We start from the raw sequence: 17,486 nt of genomic DNA on the forward strand, positions 1-17,486 counted from the left end.
GAGAAAATACAGGCTTTAGACAGTTTTTGCCAATTCCGTGTATATAATGGAGCAAATTTACTATTTTTTGGATTGTTTCATGTCCGATTGGCCACCAAAACCACAAAATGAATCACAACAAATATCTCCACAAGCACAGCAGCCCACAGGCAATGAGTGGAAACTATTAGAAAAAGCTGTTTTAGCTTCAGTTGAAGAACAACGTCGTGCACGTCGTTGGGGGATTTTCTTTAAGTTTTTAACTTTTGCTTATATATTTTTACTGTTGGTGATAATGGGCAAAGGGTGCAGTACCACGACCACGAATCCATCGGCAGCGAGTCCACATATCGCGGTGGTGGATATTGTTGGCACAATTGCATCTGATAAGCAAAGTGTGAACAGCAATGACACCATCAAGTCACTGAAAAAAGCCTATGAAAACAGCAACAGTCAGGCGGTGGTGCTAAATATTAATTCTCCGGGTGGTTCACCTGTGCAGTCAGATGAAATCTGGCAAGAAATTCAATATCTGAAAAAACAGCATCAAGGGAAAAAACTCTATGCCGTGATTGGCGATACTGGCGCTTCAGGTGCGTATTACATTGCTTCCGCTGCAGATGAAATTATTGTCAATCCATCAAGTTTGGTGGGTTCAATTGGCGTGATTATGCCAAATTATGGGCTGAGCGGTTTAATGCAGAAGATGGGTGTGGAAGATCGTACTATGACCTCAGGTGAAAATAAAGCCTTATTGTCGATGACACAACCTGTTGATCCTGAACAGAAAAAACATGTGCAAGCCGTATTAGATAATGTGCATGGCCACTTTATTCAAGCAGTGAAAGATGGACGCGGCGCGAAACTGAAATCACAAGATCCTGCGATTTTCTCAGGTCTGTTCTGGACAGGTGAGCAAGCCGTGACTTTAGGCATTGCCGATAAGATTGGCAGTTTAAATAGCCTGAAGCGTGATTTAAACCTAGATAAAACAGTGAACTATACCATTGAACACAGTCCTTTAGACTCTGTGTTGGGTCGTATGGGTGCAGCAGTGGGAGAGGGCTTTGCCACTTCTTTATCTCAACATATTCAGACTGAGCAAAACGCGAAATTACAATGAAACCACTGATTCATTTTGCGCATGCCAATGGCGTGCCATCGAAGGTTTATCAAAAACTGTTTGATTTACTTAAAGATGATTACGATGTGATTTACGTCCCTTTGTTGGGGCCAGATAAGCGTTATCCGATTGATAATCATTGGCAAAGCTTAACCCAACAAGTGATTGACAGTGTTGTGCGTCAAGCTCAGGGACGTAAAGTGATTGCGTTGGGGCATTCTTTAGGTGCAGTGTTGTCGTTTCAAGCCTCTTTACAACGCCCTGAATTATTTGAACAAGTGATCATGCTTGATCCACCTTTAATTATGGGTAAAGCATCGGTGTTTTTACATTTTGCCAAAATGTTTAAGCTTAAAGCAGTAGATCAACTGTCGCCTGCATCTTTGTCTTTGCGCCGTCGTGATCATTGGGAAAGTCGTGAGCAAGCAGCAGACTTATTGCGTCCGAAAGGTTTTTATCAAGATTTCGATGCCGATTGTTTTCAGGCTTATATCGAGCATGCTTTGACTGATGACCATGTGCGAGGCGGAGTACAATTGACCATTCCAAAAATGGACGAAGTCAATATTTTTAGAACCAATCCCTCACTGTGGTGGTTGCCGCAAGCAAAACTGCAAGTGCCGACAGAATTGGTGATTGCAAAAAAAGGTCCGTTCTTAAAAGCAGGTTTCCCACAAATTACCGCCAAGAAGTTCAACATTGTTTATCAGGTGGTTGAAGGTGGACATATGTTCCCTTTAGAAAAACCTGAAGCCACGGTGCAGTTGATTAAAGACTTGATTCAGGCACAGCAGAGTAAAGCTGCTTCTGTTTGATTCAGTCCGAACCAAGTACGAGCCATAAAAAACGCCTGATCAACAGGCGTTTTTTCGTATATTGTAAAAGCTACAGACTTAAAGAATATTTAAAAATGGCAAAACTGTACAGGTTGTTGTAAAAGTTGTTGGCGGTAGATCACGCCCTGCGCAGTGTGCTGAATGGTTCCGTTACAAATCCATTCAACCACTTGCGGGTAAATCAAATGCTCCAACACATGCACACGGTTTGCCAAACTTTCGGCATCATCGCGGATGTTTACTTGCAACACACCTTGTGCAAGTGCCTGACCTGCATCCAATTCAGCAGTGACATAATGCACAGTACAGCCGTGTAAGGTATCGCCTGTATTGAGTACACGTTGATGGGTGTGCATGCCTTTATAATGCGGCAAGAGTGAAGGATGAATGTTGAGCATTTTACCTTCCCAAGCGTGCACAAATTTGGCACTTAAAATACGCATAAAGCCCGCAAGCACCACCAAATCAACATCCCATGCAAGTAATTGTTGATGCATGACATCATCAAATAATTCACGACTCGGATATTGTTTGTGCTCAATCACTGCAGTTTGAATCCCTGCTTGTTGAGCGCGTTGTAAAGCATAGGCATCAGGCTTATTGGAAATAACCCCAACAATTTGCCCTGAAAGATTGGCATCTATCAGGGCTTGTAAGTTACTTCCGCTGCCTGAAACGAGGACAGCTATTTTGATCATCTGAGTCAAATCACGCAAAAATTACGCGAATTTTTTCATCTGCGCCTTCAACGGATTCGGCGTTGTCTTGAATATGACCCATCACCCAAGCTTTTTCGCCAAGGCTGTTGAGAAGTTCAACTGTTTTGTCTGCATCGTTGGCATCTACAACAACAACCATACCTACACCACAGTTAAAGGTGCGATACATTTCAAACTGTTCTACACCGCCTTCACGTTGTAACAATTTGAACAGTTCTGGCCATTCCCAAGATGATTCGTCAATCACTGCTTGCGCACCATTTGGCAATACACGTGGTAAGTTACCTGGTAAACCACCACCTGTAATGTGTGCCATAGCATGCACATCAACTTGTTTGCACAGTTCTAGCATTGATTTGACATAAATGCGTGTTGGTTCCATGGCAACGTCAGCCAGTGGACGACCATCGACTAGTTGAGTTAAATCAACATTTTTTACGTCTAAAATTTTACGAAGTAAAGAGTAACCGTTTGAGTGTGCCCCTGAAGATGCTACACCAATCAGAACGTCACTAGCTTTCACTTTAGAGCCATCAATAATTTTGCTTTGCTCAACCACGCCCACACAGAAGCCTGCAAGATCGTAATCTTCACCTTCATACATGCCTGGCATTTCAGCAGTTTCACCACCTACAAGCGCACAGCCTGCAAGCTCACAGCCTTTACCAATTCCTGTAACAACATTGGCTGCAACGTCTACATTTAAGTGACCTGTTGCATAGTAGTCTAAGAAGAATAAAGGTTCAGCACCGCACACCAGCAAGTCATTTACACACATTGCCACCAAATCTTGACCAATTGTGTCATGGCGGTTTAGGTTCAACGCTAAACGTAATTTAGTTCCTACACCATCTGTGCCAGATACGAGCACAGGTTCTTCATAACCTTTCGGAATTTTACAAAGTGCGCCAAAGCCGCCTAATCCACCCATCACTTCAGGACGAGTCGTGCGCTTAGCGACAGATTTGATACGATCGACTAACGCGTCGCCCGCTTCAATATCGACACCAGCATCTTTATAGCTTAAACCAGTGGTTGGGTTAGAAGTTGAGTTGCTCATAATGAAGTCTCCGCATTCGCGGGGCGATTATACCTGAATATACGAAACTCTTATGTTATTTATGCGCTAAAATGCTATCTTTATTCAAATATTTTAACTTCTATAACGAATAAACTGAAAAAAGGCGAATTTCTATGGTCGATCGTACCTTGCGTCGCATTTTTATCCTGTCTGGGATAGTGCTGCTCCTTTGGGTGCTGTACTTATTAAAACCGGTTGTCATTCCTTTTGTTGTTGCATTTTTCATGGCTTATTTATTTAGCCCATTGGTTGAAAAATTTTGCAAAGTCGGTTTGCCACGTTGGCTATCTATCAGTTTGGTTTTTATTGGGATTGGCATCGCGCTGACTTTGGCAGTTTGGTACATCATTCCTTTGGTTTGGAAGCAGTTGATGATTGCGCGTGACAGTATTCCTGTCGGTATTAACTGGATCAATTCGACCTTCTTGCCGTGGGTGTCTTCGACTTTTCATATTGAAGAAATGGAAATTGATACCTCGCACATGAGCAGCATCGTCATGGATTATGTGCAAACCAATTATAGTGCCGATAGTATTCAAGCCATGTTATTGCGTGTTGCACAGTCTGGTCTGAATTTTATTCAAATTGGCGGTACCGTGGTGCTGATTCCAATTATTGCTTTCTATTTCCTACTCGACTGGCAGCGTATGCTCGACAGCCTGCGTCGCTTAATTCCGCGTCCTTATGAGCAAAGCACTTTGGCTGTGGTACAAGAATGTCACAGTGTTCTAGGTGCTTTCGTTAAAGGTCAGTTTTTGGTGATGATCTTGTTGGGCGTGGTGTATGCTACAGGGCTACAACTGATTGGTTTAGAAGTCGGCTTGATTATTGGGATGGTAGCGGGACTTGCCAGTATTATTCCGTATTTAGGTTTCGCTGTAGGCATTGTTGCAGCCATTATTGCCACTTTCCTGCAATTTGGCATTGACTGGATGCAATTGGTTTTAGTCCTTGTGGTCTTTATGATTGGACAGGCGGTGGAAGGCTATATTCTACAACCGTTTTTATTGGGTGATAAAATCGGACTTTCGCCAGTCGCGGTGGTGTTTGCTGTTTTAGCAGGTGCACAACTGGCTGGATTCATGGGGATGTTGATTGCTTTACCAGTAGCAGCAGTGATTGTGGTTTTACTGCGTCATTTACGTGATTTTTACGAAAAAAGTTATTTGTATGGGCAACCTGTGGTGGTGTCGGAAGATGGTGCATCGGGTGACATCAGCATTGATACAGCACAAGTTCATATTGATATTGAGCTTGATCCTCAGTCAGCAAATTCACTGCAACAGACTGAAAAATCAAGTAAGATAAAGCCCTCAGATCAGCAAAACTCCTAGGTGATTACAATTCTATGCGTCAACTGCAGTTAGATATCGAGCCTCAATTAGATGCACGGATCAGTGATTTTTCTGGTCCAGGTTGGGGGCATGTGATTGATGCAGTTCGACAGCTTCATGCAGGATTGGTCAATCGCTTTTATGTCTATGGTGGTGCGGGTACAGGCAAAAGTCATTTATTGTCTGCAATTTGTGATTCCTATTTAGAAATTGGCAAATCAGCCATTAAAGTATCTTTACTTGAATTATTGGATGCCCCCACTGAAGCAATTACCTCTTTAGACCGTTATGATTTGGTTGCTTTAGACGATATTGAAGCGATTAGTGGTGTACCACATTGGCAACGTGCGGTGTTTCACTTAATCAATTACAGCAATGAGGTTGGTGGTCAGTTGGTGTTTTCATCACGTTTTGCACCGATTGAATTAAAGCTTGAATTGCCCGATTTGCAATCACGTTTGACGCAGGCAGTGAGTGTTAAAGTGCCTTCAGGCAGTTTGTATGCAGACCGACAAGCTTTAGTGAGTTCCGTGTTAGAGCGTCGCGGGATTATCATCGACCCACAAATTATTGATTACTTATTGTTACATGGCCCACAGCAGACCTCGATTTTGCTGCAAAGCCTTGAACAGTTGGTGCAATTACTTAAAGGAGAGAAAACGAAATTAAGTGGCGCAAACCTGCGTCAGATTTATGCTTTAATTGACGAATATCGGTAAAAATTAAAATTACTTGAGAATTTGCGCAAGCTATGCCAAATTATTCGGAAAATAATTCGAAGTTGCAGGGAATTTGCAACTAAAGAAGAAAAAAAACAAAGAAAATTACAAGGAGTACGCTTATGCTCAAGCAGAGCATCGGCATTGGTATGCTGTTTATCGCAGGTCATGCATATAGTAGTAATATCATTGTCACCACCACTGCTGACACCAAAGCAGATGATCAACAATGTTCTTTGCGTGAAGCCATTGAGTATATTAATTTAGGCATGCCTGAAGAAGGCTATTTGGGCTGTGGCGGCAAAAATGCCTCAAGTGTGATTTTATTAGAAAAGAAAGCCGTCTATCAAATTGATACTCAACTTAAAATTACAGAAAACCTTGAAATTAAAACCACCTATGACAGTAGTCTGAATGATAAAACTGCCCCAGGTTTGAATAATGCCACGATTCAGATGCGCGGCAATGAGCGAATTTTCCACATTGAAGATAGCAAGGATCGTTTCTTAAAAGTTTCTTTAAAAGAATTAACTTTACAGGGCTGCGGTGAGGAACGCTGTCGTCAGCAACAAGGTGGTCTGATTTATAATAATGAACATTTAATTTTAGACTATGTGAAACTGAGTCAGGGTGTAGCCAATCAAGGTGGGGCAATTTATAACCTCGCACAAATGACTGACGAGAAGATCCCTGCAGGTTTTATTGAGATCAAAAATAGCTTGCTTGAAGCTAACCAAGCGCAGGAAGGTGGCGTCATTTATACGCAATTCCCACGCTTTGTGATTACAACTTCAGTATTTAAAGGCAACAAAACCATATCAGTTGCTTCAGCCAATCTCTATTCTGCAGCAAGTTTGGCAGATGAAGAAATCAAAGCCTTTCCTAGTATGGGGAATATGATCGTGAGCAGTACTTTTACTGCAAATGAAGGCTATGTCATGAATGTGCTGGATGATATTGGTGTCAATAACATTAGCTTGATTGGTAACAGCCGTGGTGTGTATCTCAACGCACCTTTGGGTAAAGCCTATATTGCCAATAGTGTGATTTTGGGTAATCCACATCCTGTCAGTGTCAATACTGCAGCAAACTGTGTGCAAGCAGGTTCAGATGCAACAAGGTTGCAAAATAATTTAGTCGGCGCAGGCTGTGGAGCAGGCGATAGCAACTATCCAAATACGCTATGGACTGCAAATTCGGTGCTTGCAGGTAATCTGCTTGAAGGTGCATGCCAAACCCTCAGTCAAGATAAAACGGCACTCTTTTGTCCATATCAAGTTCCTGAAAACTCATTCTTGGGCTTTATGCGCCCACGCGTATTGCTCAGTTATAACAGCCTGAAAGATTCTGTGGTGTTGAATCAGGGGCAATTACAACTGGGAGATAATACGGTAGTCGGTTGTGCTGCTTCAGATCAGCGCGGTAAAAACCGTCAGTCAGATATTACCTTATGTGACCGTGGTGCAATAGAGGTGATGGTTCCTGAAACTATGGGGCTTATAGGTCAAGATATTTTGGCGGGTCAAATTGCTAAAATGTCGGTGAGTGATTTGTTGGGTGATAGTGATTTGGTGCCTAAAGAATTTTGTGATCAAGTCTATCCAAACAATCCGACAGGCCAAGCATGGCAAGCAGGTTGTGTGCAAATTGAGCAACTCGATACACGTTCTAAAGGAAAATTGACCGTAGATGAGTTGGGGAATTTGGTATATACCCCAGATTCTGCTTGGCATGGTGCAGATGTATTTAAAATTAAATTAGTTACCAGCACCACACGCTTTAATAGCACAACACCTTATATGGAAGTGAAAGTCCAAGTTATTCAAGAACATGAAAATCGTATGGAAAGCGATAAAATAAAAGTTTCTGGTGGTGCATGGAGCGCTTACGGATTAATGACTTTATTGGGTTTGTTGGGTTTACGCCGTAGAAAAGCATAAAGGATGAATATGAAAAATAATAAAAAAACACTATTAGGGATAATGGTGCTGTCTGCTATGTCGCTTATGGCAGCAGATAATCGTGTGATTCAGGTCACGACCTTTGAAGATCAAAATGGTGAAGACTTAAGCAAATGTTCATTACGTGAAGCGTTAGTTGCGGCCAAGCAGAATATTGCGTTCGGTGGATGTAGCGCAGGCAATACCAACCGTGGTGCAACCGATATGATTCAGTTGCAGGCTGGGGAATATATCTTAAACTCAGAATTACGCCCGCAATCTATGGTGCGTATTTATGGGGCGACAGCGGTCGACTATAACCAAGTAGATCCAATTACACATCGTTATCCTTCAATTGCACCGTTAAAAACCACTATTAATGCACATGGCAATAGCCGCATTATCAATACTTCAGATACCCAAGCCAGCGTGGCGCTATACGATGTCATTCTAAAAAATGGGAATGCCCATGGTGGTGGTAATGCAAACCCTGCAGATGCAGGCAAGGGTGGTGCATTATTTGTGGCAGGCCCATTAGCTGCGAACAATGTCGAAATTCAAAATTCGCATGCAGAACAAGGTGGTGCAATTTACGTTGTTGCTCATCAAGCGGAGCGTCAAGTCAATTTAGAAAATGCTTATATCCATGCGAACCAAGCCAAAGTAGGTAGTGTGTTGGCAATGGATTGTAGTGCCAACTTGGTCAATACACGCTCTATGGTGAAAATTGACCGCAGCAGTATTGTGAAAAATGGTGCTGCAAATAGTCTTAGTACTTTTGATCTTTGCGGCCAACCAGATCTTGCGTTGACTGCCAGTACGATTGCACAAAACCAAGCTGATACCAGCAAAGGTCATATCTTTAACTTAAGTAATGCAGAAAATCATCCGCTTAGCACTTTGTCACAGGTGTATTTGCAAAGTAATACCATTGTTGAAAATAAAGCATTGAGTACTTTGTTTTATGACAATTATCCACGTATTGTCCTCTCTTTTAATATGTTGGCCTTTAACCAAGGTAAATCTTGTCGTTATGCATTCCCTGCGAGCTTAGAGCAGGCGCGCAACATCAACACAATTCGCAATGCCTTATTCGCAATGGGATCAGCGACAGAGCAAGGCGAGTGTGATTTGCCTGAAACAGCAAATAGTTCTTATGATGGTGCTAAAAATTTGGATTTGACAGGGATTAGCTTTGATCAAGTATTGCAGCCCTTGCAAGAACCATCTGCTTATAATTTATTCCTGCCGTTGTATTATCCAAAACTTGGTTCAGACCCTGCGAAAGATTTGATTGATGTAAACAGCATGGGGTGTAGTGATTATGAACAACGTGGTTTAGCGCGGGTGAGTAATGCAACTTTAACTTTAAATCCTGATGCAAAAAATACCTGTGAAATTGGCTCTGTAGAAGTGATGCGCTTAAATGCAGCCGATATTCAAAGCTTGCGTAATGTCTCTTATGAAAGTTTATTTGCCAATTATCAGCAACAAATTGACCGTATTCAGTCAGCGATAGATCAAAGTAAAGATGCTGCATCTTCGGTCGTTTCTCAATCACATGCTGATTTGAAAACGATGCAGGATTTGTTGGCCAATACCAAAGCCAAGCAGCAATATCGTGCCATATATGTTGATCCATTTGCCATGGCATTAAAGCATGATGAACCAACTGCAGATGGGAAATTTGTTCAGTTAAGACAGCTTAATTCTGACAACTTTAGCATTAGCACTGAAGTATTGGGGATTGGTGCAATTTCGGGTTCAGGTACCACATTTAGCACAGATAAATTGACCCAAGACCCACTATTCAAATGTGAATGGGATGCACAGTTGCAACGGATTGTGATGTATCGATTGAATGATAAAGTCACAGAAGCAACCGATTCAGCGTATTGTAAATACACCATTACCTCAAAATTAGACAGCAATTTGCATTCTTCGGGCTTACTTGAAGGCAAATTTAGCAATATTGCCCCAATTGCAAAAGATGATCGTGTACGACTTGAATATGGTACAGATCTTAAAGTGAGTTTTAATCCATTGCTGAATGATAGCGATGCAGGCGATGGTTCTATCAGCACTCTGAAAGAAAATACCAATAAGCCTGCATTCTATAAAGATAGTACAGGACAAGAACTGGCTATGCGTTTTACGCAAGTGCCTTCAGGTGTGGTACTTACGGCAGATCGTCAAGCACCTTGTCCTGGGGATTATGCCCGTGAAATTTGTTATGGTGGCAATATTCAGGTTCAAGTACGAAATAGCTTTAGCCCATTTGATTATGAGCTGAAATACACAATTTTCGATCATGAACTGGAATTATCGCCTGAAGCGACCATTACTTTAGAAAATACAGCGAAAAATACCAATTATGAAGCTAGTGGTGGTGGCGGAGGAAGCTTAGGTTTTTGGGGTGTGTTTGGTTTAATCGGATTGGCGATCTATCGTCAACGTCCAAGAAAATCGTAATTTTTTACCAAGTCTTTATTGCAAAAGCCTCATCTATTTTACACGATGAGGCTTTTATTATTGGTGAGTTTAGGCACTTTCTAGATTATTTATAACAACAGATTAAAATTAGTGACTGATGCCAGGCTGCTGATATTTAAGAATGTATTCTTGACGAATCAAGGGCCGTTGTTCAGGTGTGGCTCGTTGCAAACGTTGTCCTAATTCACGACGTTCCTGTGTACTCATTTTTTGCCAAGTTTCACGCATTTTTTGCTTTTCACTATCAGGCAGTTGAGTAAACCAATCCATTCGCTGCTGCAAAGCCACGCTTTTCTCAGCAGGAATTTCTTTTAAGTTTTGATAGCGCTTAATTAACGCCAATTGTTCTTCTTCAGAAAGGGTTTCCCAAGTTTCTGAAATTTGCGTATCTGCATCTTTGGAAAAAATCCAAAAACGCTCAAACCCTGCAAAACTGGTTTGTAAAAAACTGAGCGCACAACACGCAATCACAATTCGTTTAGCTGCCATGTGGAACTTTGTCCTCACCCAACACCATTAACATTTCTAAATCTTCCACCATTTGTGGAGAAAGTTTAGGAACAGATACAGCTTGATTCTGCGGCTGTGTGGTCATTTCCATTGAATTTGGCAAGACCACAAAACCTGCAATTGCCGCAGCCAATGCAAAACCTGACATTTTCCAAAGCCCATAGCGCGATGTTTTCTTGTCTTGAATATTGTCCAAGACATGATTCATGACCGCGGCTTTGTCTTGATGGTGGCGAGCCAATCCATCAAGTTTAGATGTCACTTGTTTTAAGAAATCATCTTGTTTCATTCTGATGATCCTCCCAGATACGGATTCATATGTGCCAAACTGTTGCGTAAAGCTTGAATAGCACGGTGATAATGCGTTTTTACACTGCCTTCAGTGCAGTTCATAATTTGTGCGGTGGTTTGCGTATCAAAACCTTCCCAAGCACGTAACATAAAAGCTTGTTGTTGCCGCACAGGAAGCCCCGCAATTGCTGCCTGAATTTCTTCTACAGTCACAGCTTGATCTAAAAACTCTGCAGGATTGAGTGCTTGCTCATCGACAATATCAAGTTGTTCAACATCGTCATCATCTAAACTGATTTTTTTGAACCATGAAAACGGTTGAGCGCGGCGAGCTTCTTTACGACGCCAATCTTGTAATTTGTTATTTAAAATAGTGTAAAACAGGGGATACCATTCCTCTGTGGCTTTGTCAGCATAAGATTTATGCAAGGAAATAAAGGCTTCTTGCACCAAATCCATAGCAATGCCGTGCTGTCCTTGCGTTGCACTTTCCATCATCACTAAGGCACGCCCCGTTACGTCTTGCATGAAATTCTTCAGACGTTGCTCAGCCGTACTCTTAAGAGCACTCAAATTTTCCGAGTGTGACGACTTCGGGTTTAAATCCATAGAGATGGAAAATCCTGTCATTGGATACCCACCATTATTTTTAACATCATATTTTTATAACGCTAAAAACAATGGTTTGGTTGACATTGCAAGTTATTATTTTCAGTCTAATCTATTTTTTTTGCAGGGCTAGTCTTTTTAAAATAAATTAACCATTTACAGACGTTGGCGTACCATTTCAAAGAAACAGATTGAGCCTGCAATTGCCACATTCAAAGATTCCTGTCCACCTGGTTGTGGAATACTTACCGCTTCTGCATGCTGTAAGGCATAATCGGACACACCTTGACCTTCATTGCCTAGAATCCAGACGCAAGCCTTACGCAGATTTTTGGAATAGAGACTTTCTGCATGGTGTGAACTGGTCACATATACAGGAATCTGAAATTGTGCTAAGACATCTTCGAGTTCAATATTTTCAAAGGTATGCAAGCTAAAGTGTGCGCCCATGCCTGCACGTAACACCCGTGGCGACCAAAGTGAGGCAGAACCTTTGGTACAAATAATTTGTTCAATACCTGCTGCTGCTGCAGAGCGCAATAAGGTGCCGACATTACCCGGATCTTGCACATTTTCTAAAATCAGTGTGTCTGCTTTAAAGTCTAAAGCTTGGCTTGAACTTGGCACGTCGACAATGGCTAAACAGGCAAGGGAAGTGCCTAAAGTGCTTAAATCTTTATATAAAGATTCGCCAATGACAAAGACCACGCCTGTGTATTTAGCCAAAATACGCTCATAGTCAGGATGGCTTAGTGCATGTTCGGTGGTAAAAATCGAATTGATTTTTTTATTTTCATGTAACCACGCCAGACACAAATGTGTACCTTCAAGTACCGTTTGTCCCTGTTTTTTGCGATAGTTATTTTGTTCAATTAAACCACGTAAGTGTTTAATTTTCGGGTTATCTTTTGATTCTAAAAAAATCGTAGGCATGCGATAAAATCCACAGCAGTCAGCGAATGGCCGACTGCTGTTGTTAAAAATTATTGATGGTAGCTGCTGACCAAATCGACTTCATTTTTTGAGCCAATGATGACAGGCACACGTTGATGTAGGTCTGTGGGTTGGATGTCTAAAATACGCACACGACCTGTGGTTGCCGCACCGCCTGCTTGTTCCATGAGCATACTCATTGGATTGGCTTCATACATTAAACGTAAACGACCTGCTTTTTTCGGGTCTTTTAAGTCGTATGGATACATGAAAACCCCGCTACGGCAAAGGATACGGTGAATATCGCCCACCATACATGCAACCCAACGCATGTTAAAGTCTTTTTCGCGTGGCCCAGTTTTACCAGCCAAAAGTTCATCAATATAGCGTTTTACAGGTGCTTCCCAATGGCGTTGGTTTGAAGCATTGATCGCGTATTCTTTTGTATCGGCAGCAACTTGAATGTTGTCTGCAGTCACCAAAAACTCTTGGCTTTCTGGGTCAAAGGTAAAGAATACCACGCCTGCACCAACAGTGAGCGCCATCATGGTAGATGGGCCATACAGGACATAACCTGCAGCAACTTGTTGTGCACCTGCTTGCATAAAGTCTGCAGCTTGGGTCACGGCATTTTTTGCAGGTAAAATTGAGAAAATGGTACCCACACACATATTGATGTCGATGTTGCTTGAACCATCCAGTGGGTCAAATAACACTAAATATTGACCATTTTCCTGAGCAGGAGTGAATTCGTCTAATTCTTCCGACGCCAAACCACCCACATTAGGATGTTTTTGTAACGCTTCAATTAAATAATCATTTGAAATAACATCTAATTTCTTTTGTTCTTCGCCTTGTACGTTTTCATTTTGTGCACTGCCTAATACGCCCGCCAATGCACCTTTTTGTAATGTTTGGTCAATTGTTTTGCAAGTATTGGCTATAGTTTCAATCACTTGAGCAAGTTCGGGTGTTAAATTTCCAGTTTGTTGTTGTAGAAATTGGGAAAGGGTGCGGTATGACATGACTGGAAAACTCCGAATGACTGCAAAAATGAGGATAACAATATGCTGCAATAGTTTAGATGAGAACGCGTTAAAAGAAAAATTAAACTCGACTATTTGCTGTGATTTTACCCTTGCAAGTCCTGCAGAAAGTGCTATGTTGATGTGAAGGATTTAATTTGAGATAGGAGCACAGATATGACAACGTTAAAGTTTGATGCGACTCCAACGCCAAGCGAAGGGATTAGTTTAGACGATATTTCTGAGGACAAGATGAAAGCCGCTTGGAAAGATTACGAGTCTAAACCTGAATATAAAAAGTTTAACAAGCATGATTTGATTGAATCTATGCAAACTGCAAAAGCTGATGCCGAGTCGGAATAACTGAAGCAAAGCTGTATTTCTGCACTTATCTGTTAGTTTTTAAAATATTCGTTCGCCCAGTTTTTTATGTCATAAAAAAGCGCCCTTGTAATAAAGAGCGCTTTTTTCGTATTGGGGAAACACGTTCTAAACGAGTTTTTCCCAAACAGCAAATTATTATTTCAATAATGGTGGAACAGCTTCGTAGTTAATTTCTACGCGACGGTTTTCTTTCCATGCATTTTCATCATGTCCAGGGTTGACTGGCATTTCTTTACCATAGCTCACTGCTTCAAGCTGACCTGCGTTAACGCCGCTGGTGATTAAGAAACTTTCAACTGCTTTGGCACGACGCTCGCCCAATGCCATGTTGTATTCACGTGTACCACGCTCATCGGTATGACCTGTAAGTGCCACTTTAGAATTGGCATTGGCCATTAAAAACTGTGCATGTGCTTGTAGAGTCTGGTAATCATCATTAGATAATTCGCTGCTGTCGTAGTCAAAATGCACCACGCGCTTTGCTAAGAAAGCTTTGTTGGCTTCGGTTACACCTTTGGCAGATGCACCTGCAAGGTTTTGTGCATTTAAAGCTGCATCTTCACTCAAACCTTGGGTGTTGACTGTGGTTGCGCCACTTGGTGTTTGACCTGCTTGTAAGTCAGTCGTTGGTTTGCGGTTTGCACAACCTGTCATCACTAAAGCCGATGCCAAAACAGGGAGTACCAATAATTTAACTGCGTTCATCCTCATCTCCATGAAGCTTGATTTTTGGTTTTAAAACAGAACTGAAAACGTATTTACTTTGCGGGTACTCATTATTTTGGTGCCCACGCAGGTTCACGCACTTCACCTTGTTCACTAGGTAAGTTCATGCGGAAGCGACCATCTAAAGACATAATCGATAATAAGCCACGAGCACCTTCGCGTGTCGCGTACACTACCATTTGCCCATTTGGTGAGAAGCTTGGCGACTCATCCAAACTGGTTGGGGTTAAAATATTGGTGATATTGGTGTTGATGTCTTGAATTGCGACTTTGTAGTTACTGCCACTTGGACGATGTACCAATGCCAGTTTACGACCGTCGGCACTGAGCGTACCACGTGCGTTAAATGCACCGCGGAAGGTTAGGCGTTTGCTGCTGCCTGTGGCAAAGTCATAACGATAAATTTGTGCGGAACCACCACGATCTGAAGTGTAAATAAATGATTTACCATCTGGTGCATAACGTGCTTCGGTATCAATCGCACTGTCATTGGTCATGCGTCGTAGTTCACGGGTGCTTAAATTCATTTGATAAATTTCTGGATTGCCATGCATGGATGCGGTAAACAACATACTTTGACCATCTGGTGAGAAGCTTGGAGCACCATTTAAACCACGGAAACTGGCTAATTTTTCACGCTGACCTGTCGCCAAATCTTGCACATAAATAGCAGGGCGTTTGGTTTCAAACGACACATAGGCAATTTTTTTGGCATCTGGTGTCCACGCAGGCGATAAAATAGGATCACGCGAAGTCAAAATGGTTTTAGGCTGTTCACCATCAGTATCGGCAATTTGCAGGGTATAGCGTTGTTCAGGTGTTGCAGGGTTGCGCAGTACATAAGCAATGCGTCCGCTAAAGTCACCTTTAATGCCCGTGAGTGCTTCATAAATGGCATCACTGATCATGTGTGCAGCAGAACGTACGCGTGACGCAGGCACGCTTAATAATTCATTCAATAAGTATTGCTGTTTTTGCACATCATAAAGTTGGTAATGAACTTCATAACCGCCTTCTGCAGTGGCTTTGACATTTCCCGTCACCACATAAGGTACACCTGCGGCTTGCCATGCAGCTGCATTTGGATTGTTCATGCTTGCAGTTGCAGCAAGGTTTTTAGATGAACTGGTGAATTTGCCTGAACGGTTTAAATCGTTTTCTACAATAGGATACATACTTTGATCATTGCCAAACGGCACAATCGCAATTTTAGGTGCTTCTTCTGGTGCTTTGGCAATTTCTAAATGCAGTTGTGCAAAAGATTGTGTGCTTAAAACTGGGCTAAGCGCAGTTAAAATAGCAAGACAAAGTAGGTGTTTACGCGTTGTTTCCATCATTCGCTATTTTCTCAAATCAACATAACTTTTTTGGATGTAATTGTGGTACATAATGGCATGCTTTGGTAGGAATGAAAGCATGAATTTATAATAAAACTGTTATAACACTGTGAAAATTTAAATTTATTTATACTCGTAAATATTTTGAGAAGGAGTTAGCCAAATAGATGTTATTCGGCTAACTGGTAACTTATTGCGCTGTAAAGGTAGAGGTGAAGCTACGTGCTTCGCGTCGTGCATCTGGGTCTGATGGCATCGGATAAGGTGCGGCAGCACGAACAGCAGCTTCTACACTGGCTTTCATGTCAGGGTCGCTAGAGTTAACCACGACAGACTGAACTGCGCCACTGTCACTTAAAGTCACACGAGCAGTTGCACGTTGACCTGAAGAACCTGCTGGGGTATCCCATGCTCGTCTAATTTTATTTTCAAAATCACGTTTAGCGGTGGATGCAATGCGTCTTACTTCGGCCTTTTTCTGAGCGGCTTCTTCTGCAGCTTTTTTGGCAGCTGAAGCTTTGGCTTCAGCGTCGGCACGCGCCTTCGCTTCGGCATCAGCTTTGGCTTTTGCATCTGCGTCAGCTTTACGTTTTGCATCAGCATCTGCCTTGGCTTTCGCGTCTGCAGCAGCTTTACGTTTTGCATCGGCATCTGCCTTGGCTTTTGCATCTGCGTCAGCTTTGGCTTTTGCATCTGCGTCAGCCTTACGTTTTGCATCGGCATCTGCTTTGGTTTTTGCATCTGCGTCAGCTTTACGTTTTGCATCAGCTTTGGCTTTTGCATCTGCGTCAGCTTTACGTTTTGCCTCAGCATCTGCCTTGGCTTTTGCATCTGCTTCAGCTTTGCGTTTTGCTGCTGCATTGGCTTCGAGTTGACGTCTTTCTGCCGCTTCTGCTTTTTTCAGGGCTTCGGCTTCTTTACGACGTACAGCATCTGCTTCAGCACGTGCTTTGGCATCGGCTTGAGCTTTTGCTTTGGCGTCAGCTTCTCGTTGAGCACGTTCTTCGGCGCGTGCTTGTTGAGCTTTTAAGCGTTCAGCTTCTAGTTTTTGTCGCTCTGCAATTTGTTTGGCTTCAGCAGCTTGTCGTTCTGCACGTGCTTGAGCCTCTGCTGCTTGTGCAGTTTTTTGTGTATCAACTTGAGGAGCGGGTGGCGTAGGAGCCGCTGCAGGTGTTGGAATGACAGGGGCAGGTTCAAGAGCAGGCTCGGCTGTTTGAGTAATTTGCTCTGCTACATTTTCATGTGTGGTTTCAGCAGATTTAGTTTCTAATAAGGGTTTTAAATCTTCTGGTTTTATTAATACCGTTTTAATGGGTTTAGGCGGCTCAGGTGCTTTACTCATGCCCAAATAAAGCAAGCCAACCACTGCGATAAGGTGGACACCTACGGTGAACCCAATCGCGATGGCTTTTTGTTGAAAAGGTGGCTTTTTAAAATCTTTCATAAA

At 42.3% G+C, this 17,486-nt stretch carries 17 protein-coding genes; 7 read left to right on the forward strand and 10 right to left on the reverse strand.

What is annotated here, in order from left to right:
- Positions 1-79: 79 nt before the first annotated feature.
- Entirely contained in the window at positions 80-1,102 is a 1,023-nt protein-coding gene (sppA, locus tag AC07E5_RS02140; protein WP_004971820.1) for a signal peptide peptidase SppA, read from the forward strand.
- Complete coding sequence (locus AC07E5_RS02145; protein ID WP_178318854.1) at positions 1,099-1,917, forward strand: alpha/beta fold hydrolase; 819 nt, start codon at positions 1,099-1,101, stop codon at positions 1,915-1,917. Before sppA ends, AC07E5_RS02145 begins: the two co-directional genes overlap by 4 nt.
- Positions 1,918-2,006: 89 nt before the next feature.
- On the opposite strand, the gene purN is transcribed toward AC07E5_RS02145, so the two are convergent.
- Positions 2,007-2,636, reverse strand: a complete 630-nt coding sequence (gene purN / locus AC07E5_RS02150) for a phosphoribosylglycinamide formyltransferase (RefSeq protein WP_178318853.1) — start codon at positions 2,634-2,636, stop codon at positions 2,007-2,009.
- Between the two features lie 10 nt (positions 2,637-2,646).
- Positions 2,647-3,717, reverse strand: a complete 1,071-nt coding sequence (gene purM, locus AC07E5_RS02155; protein WP_498624537.1) for a phosphoribosylformylglycinamidine cyclo-ligase — start codon at positions 3,715-3,717, stop codon at positions 2,647-2,649.
- Positions 3,718-3,851: 134 nt separating this feature from the next.
- On the opposite strand from purM, the gene cxpE reads away from it, so the two are divergent.
- The 4 genes from cxpE (at position 3,852) to AC07E5_RS02175 (ending at position 10,203) form a co-directional block, all read left to right on the forward strand.
- Complete coding sequence (gene cxpE, locus AC07E5_RS02160) at positions 3,852-5,072, forward strand: chloramphenicol efflux transporter CxpE (protein ID WP_498624538.1); 1,221 nt, start codon at positions 3,852-3,854, stop codon at positions 5,070-5,072.
- A 14-nt stretch (positions 5,073-5,086) separates the two neighbouring features.
- On the forward strand, positions 5,087-5,791 hold the full coding sequence (hda, locus tag AC07E5_RS02165) for a DnaA regulatory inactivator Hda (protein ID WP_004971812.1): 705 nt from the start codon (positions 5,087-5,089) through the stop codon (positions 5,789-5,791).
- Positions 5,792-5,913: 122 nt separating this feature from the next.
- Positions 5,914-7,731 carry a rhombotarget A gene (gene rbtA, locus AC07E5_RS02170; protein WP_104851732.1) on the forward strand — a complete coding sequence of 606 codons (1,818 nt, stop codon included), beginning with the start codon at positions 5,914-5,916 and terminating at the stop codon, positions 7,729-7,731.
- 57 nt (positions 7,732-7,788) lie between these two features.
- Entirely contained in the window at positions 7,789-10,203 is a 2,415-nt protein-coding gene (locus AC07E5_RS02175; RefSeq protein ID WP_498624539.1) for a CSLREA domain-containing protein, read from the forward strand.
- Between the two features lie 108 nt (positions 10,204-10,311).
- Here AC07E5_RS02175 and AC07E5_RS02180 read toward each other — a convergent pair whose 3' ends face one another.
- From AC07E5_RS02180 to AC07E5_RS02200, 5 genes are all read right to left on the reverse strand, one after another.
- Entirely contained in the window at positions 10,312-10,713 is a 402-nt protein-coding gene (locus AC07E5_RS02180) for a DUF3106 domain-containing protein (protein WP_253106060.1), read from the reverse strand.
- Positions 10,703-11,023 carry a hypothetical protein gene (locus tag AC07E5_RS02185; RefSeq protein ID WP_004971804.1) on the reverse strand — a complete coding sequence of 107 codons (321 nt, stop codon included), beginning with the start codon at positions 11,021-11,023 and terminating at the stop codon, positions 10,703-10,705. Before AC07E5_RS02185 ends, AC07E5_RS02180 begins: the two co-directional genes overlap by 11 nt.
- Entirely contained in the window at positions 11,020-11,634 is a 615-nt protein-coding gene (locus tag AC07E5_RS02190; RefSeq protein ID WP_004971803.1) for an RNA polymerase sigma factor, read from the reverse strand. The genes AC07E5_RS02185 and AC07E5_RS02190 overlap by 4 nt, the downstream gene beginning before the upstream one ends.
- A 156-nt stretch (positions 11,635-11,790) precedes the next feature.
- On the reverse strand, positions 11,791-12,567 hold the full coding sequence (locus AC07E5_RS02195; RefSeq protein ID WP_004971802.1) for a TrmH family RNA methyltransferase: 777 nt from the start codon (positions 12,565-12,567) through the stop codon (positions 11,791-11,793).
- Positions 12,568-12,617: 50 nt separating this feature from the next.
- Positions 12,618-13,592, reverse strand: coding sequence for a class 1 fructose-bisphosphatase (locus AC07E5_RS02200; RefSeq protein ID WP_179991108.1), 975 nt, complete (start codon positions 13,590-13,592; stop codon positions 12,618-12,620).
- Positions 13,593-13,769: 177 nt separating this feature from the next.
- On the opposite strand from AC07E5_RS02200, the gene AC07E5_RS02205 reads away from it, so the two are divergent.
- Entirely contained in the window at positions 13,770-13,955 is a 186-nt protein-coding gene (locus tag AC07E5_RS02205; RefSeq protein WP_004971800.1) for an NF038105 family protein, read from the forward strand.
- Between the two features lie 156 nt (positions 13,956-14,111).
- Here the strand turns inward: AC07E5_RS02205 and pal are convergent, their stop codons facing one another.
- From pal to tolA, 3 genes are all read right to left on the reverse strand, one after another.
- On the reverse strand, positions 14,112-14,681 hold the full coding sequence (gene pal, locus AC07E5_RS02210; RefSeq protein ID WP_131261174.1) for a peptidoglycan-associated lipoprotein Pal: 570 nt from the start codon (positions 14,679-14,681) through the stop codon (positions 14,112-14,114).
- Positions 14,682-14,752: 71 nt separating this feature from the next.
- Positions 14,753-16,036, reverse strand: a complete 1,284-nt coding sequence (gene tolB / locus AC07E5_RS02215) for a Tol-Pal system beta propeller repeat protein TolB (protein ID WP_253106183.1) — start codon at positions 16,034-16,036, stop codon at positions 14,753-14,755.
- Positions 16,037-16,229: 193 nt separating this feature from the next.
- Positions 16,230-17,483 (reverse strand): cell envelope integrity protein TolA, encoded by a 1,254-nt coding sequence (tolA, locus tag AC07E5_RS02220; RefSeq protein WP_253106062.1) that lies wholly within the window; start codon positions 17,481-17,483, stop codon positions 16,230-16,232.
- Positions 17,484-17,486 lie beyond the last annotated feature (3 nt).

This window comes from Acinetobacter seohaensis (genome assembly GCF_056431365.1).

What these genes read in the sequence shown, in the direction of transcription:
- purN (WP_178318853.1), bottom strand. Translation starts at nt 2,636, where the DNA reads ATGATCAAAATAGCTGTCCTCGTTTCAGGCAGCGGAAGTAACTTACAA.
- cxpE (WP_498624538.1), top strand. Translation starts at nt 3,852, where the DNA reads ATGGTCGATCGTACCTTGCGTCGCATTTTTATCCTGTCTGGGATAGTG.
- AC07E5_RS02175 (WP_498624539.1), top strand. Translation starts at nt 7,789, where the DNA reads ATGTCGCTTATGGCAGCAGATAATCGTGTGATTCAGGTCACGACCTTT.
- AC07E5_RS02145 (WP_178318854.1), top strand. Translation starts at nt 1,099, where the DNA reads ATGAAACCACTGATTCATTTTGCGCATGCCAATGGCGTGCCATCGAAG.
- tolA (WP_253106062.1), bottom strand. Translation starts at nt 17,483, where the DNA reads ATGAAAGATTTTAAAAAGCCACCTTTTCAACAAAAAGCCATCGCGATT.
- pal (WP_131261174.1), bottom strand. Translation starts at nt 14,681, where the DNA reads ATGAACGCAGTTAAATTATTGGTACTCCCTGTTTTGGCATCGGCTTTA.
- rbtA (WP_104851732.1), top strand. Translation starts at nt 5,914, where the DNA reads ATGCTCAAGCAGAGCATCGGCATTGGTATGCTGTTTATCGCAGGTCAT.
- purM (WP_498624537.1), bottom strand. Translation starts at nt 3,717, where the DNA reads ATGAGCAACTCAACTTCTAACCCAACCACTGGTTTAAGCTATAAAGAT.
- hda (WP_004971812.1), top strand. Translation starts at nt 5,087, where the DNA reads ATGCGTCAACTGCAGTTAGATATCGAGCCTCAATTAGATGCACGGATC.
- AC07E5_RS02200 (WP_179991108.1), bottom strand. Translation starts at nt 13,592, where the DNA reads ATGTCATACCGCACCCTTTCCCAATTTCTACAACAACAAACTGGAAAT.
- tolB (WP_253106183.1), bottom strand. Translation starts at nt 16,036, where the DNA reads ATGGAAACAACGCGTAAACACCTACTTTGTCTTGCTATTTTAACTGCG.
- sppA (WP_004971820.1), top strand. Translation starts at nt 80, where the DNA reads ATGTCCGATTGGCCACCAAAACCACAAAATGAATCACAACAAATATCT.
- AC07E5_RS02195 (WP_004971802.1), bottom strand. Translation starts at nt 12,567, where the DNA reads ATGCCTACGATTTTTTTAGAATCAAAAGATAACCCGAAAATTAAACAC.
- AC07E5_RS02205 (WP_004971800.1), top strand. Translation starts at nt 13,770, where the DNA reads ATGACAACGTTAAAGTTTGATGCGACTCCAACGCCAAGCGAAGGGATT.
- AC07E5_RS02185 (WP_004971804.1), bottom strand. Translation starts at nt 11,023, where the DNA reads ATGAAACAAGATGATTTCTTAAAACAAGTGACATCTAAACTTGATGGA.
- AC07E5_RS02180 (WP_253106060.1), bottom strand. Translation starts at nt 10,713, where the DNA reads ATGGCAGCTAAACGAATTGTGATTGCGTGTTGTGCGCTCAGTTTTTTA.
- AC07E5_RS02190 (WP_004971803.1), bottom strand. Translation starts at nt 11,634, where the DNA reads ATGGATTTAAACCCGAAGTCGTCACACTCGGAAAATTTGAGTGCTCTT.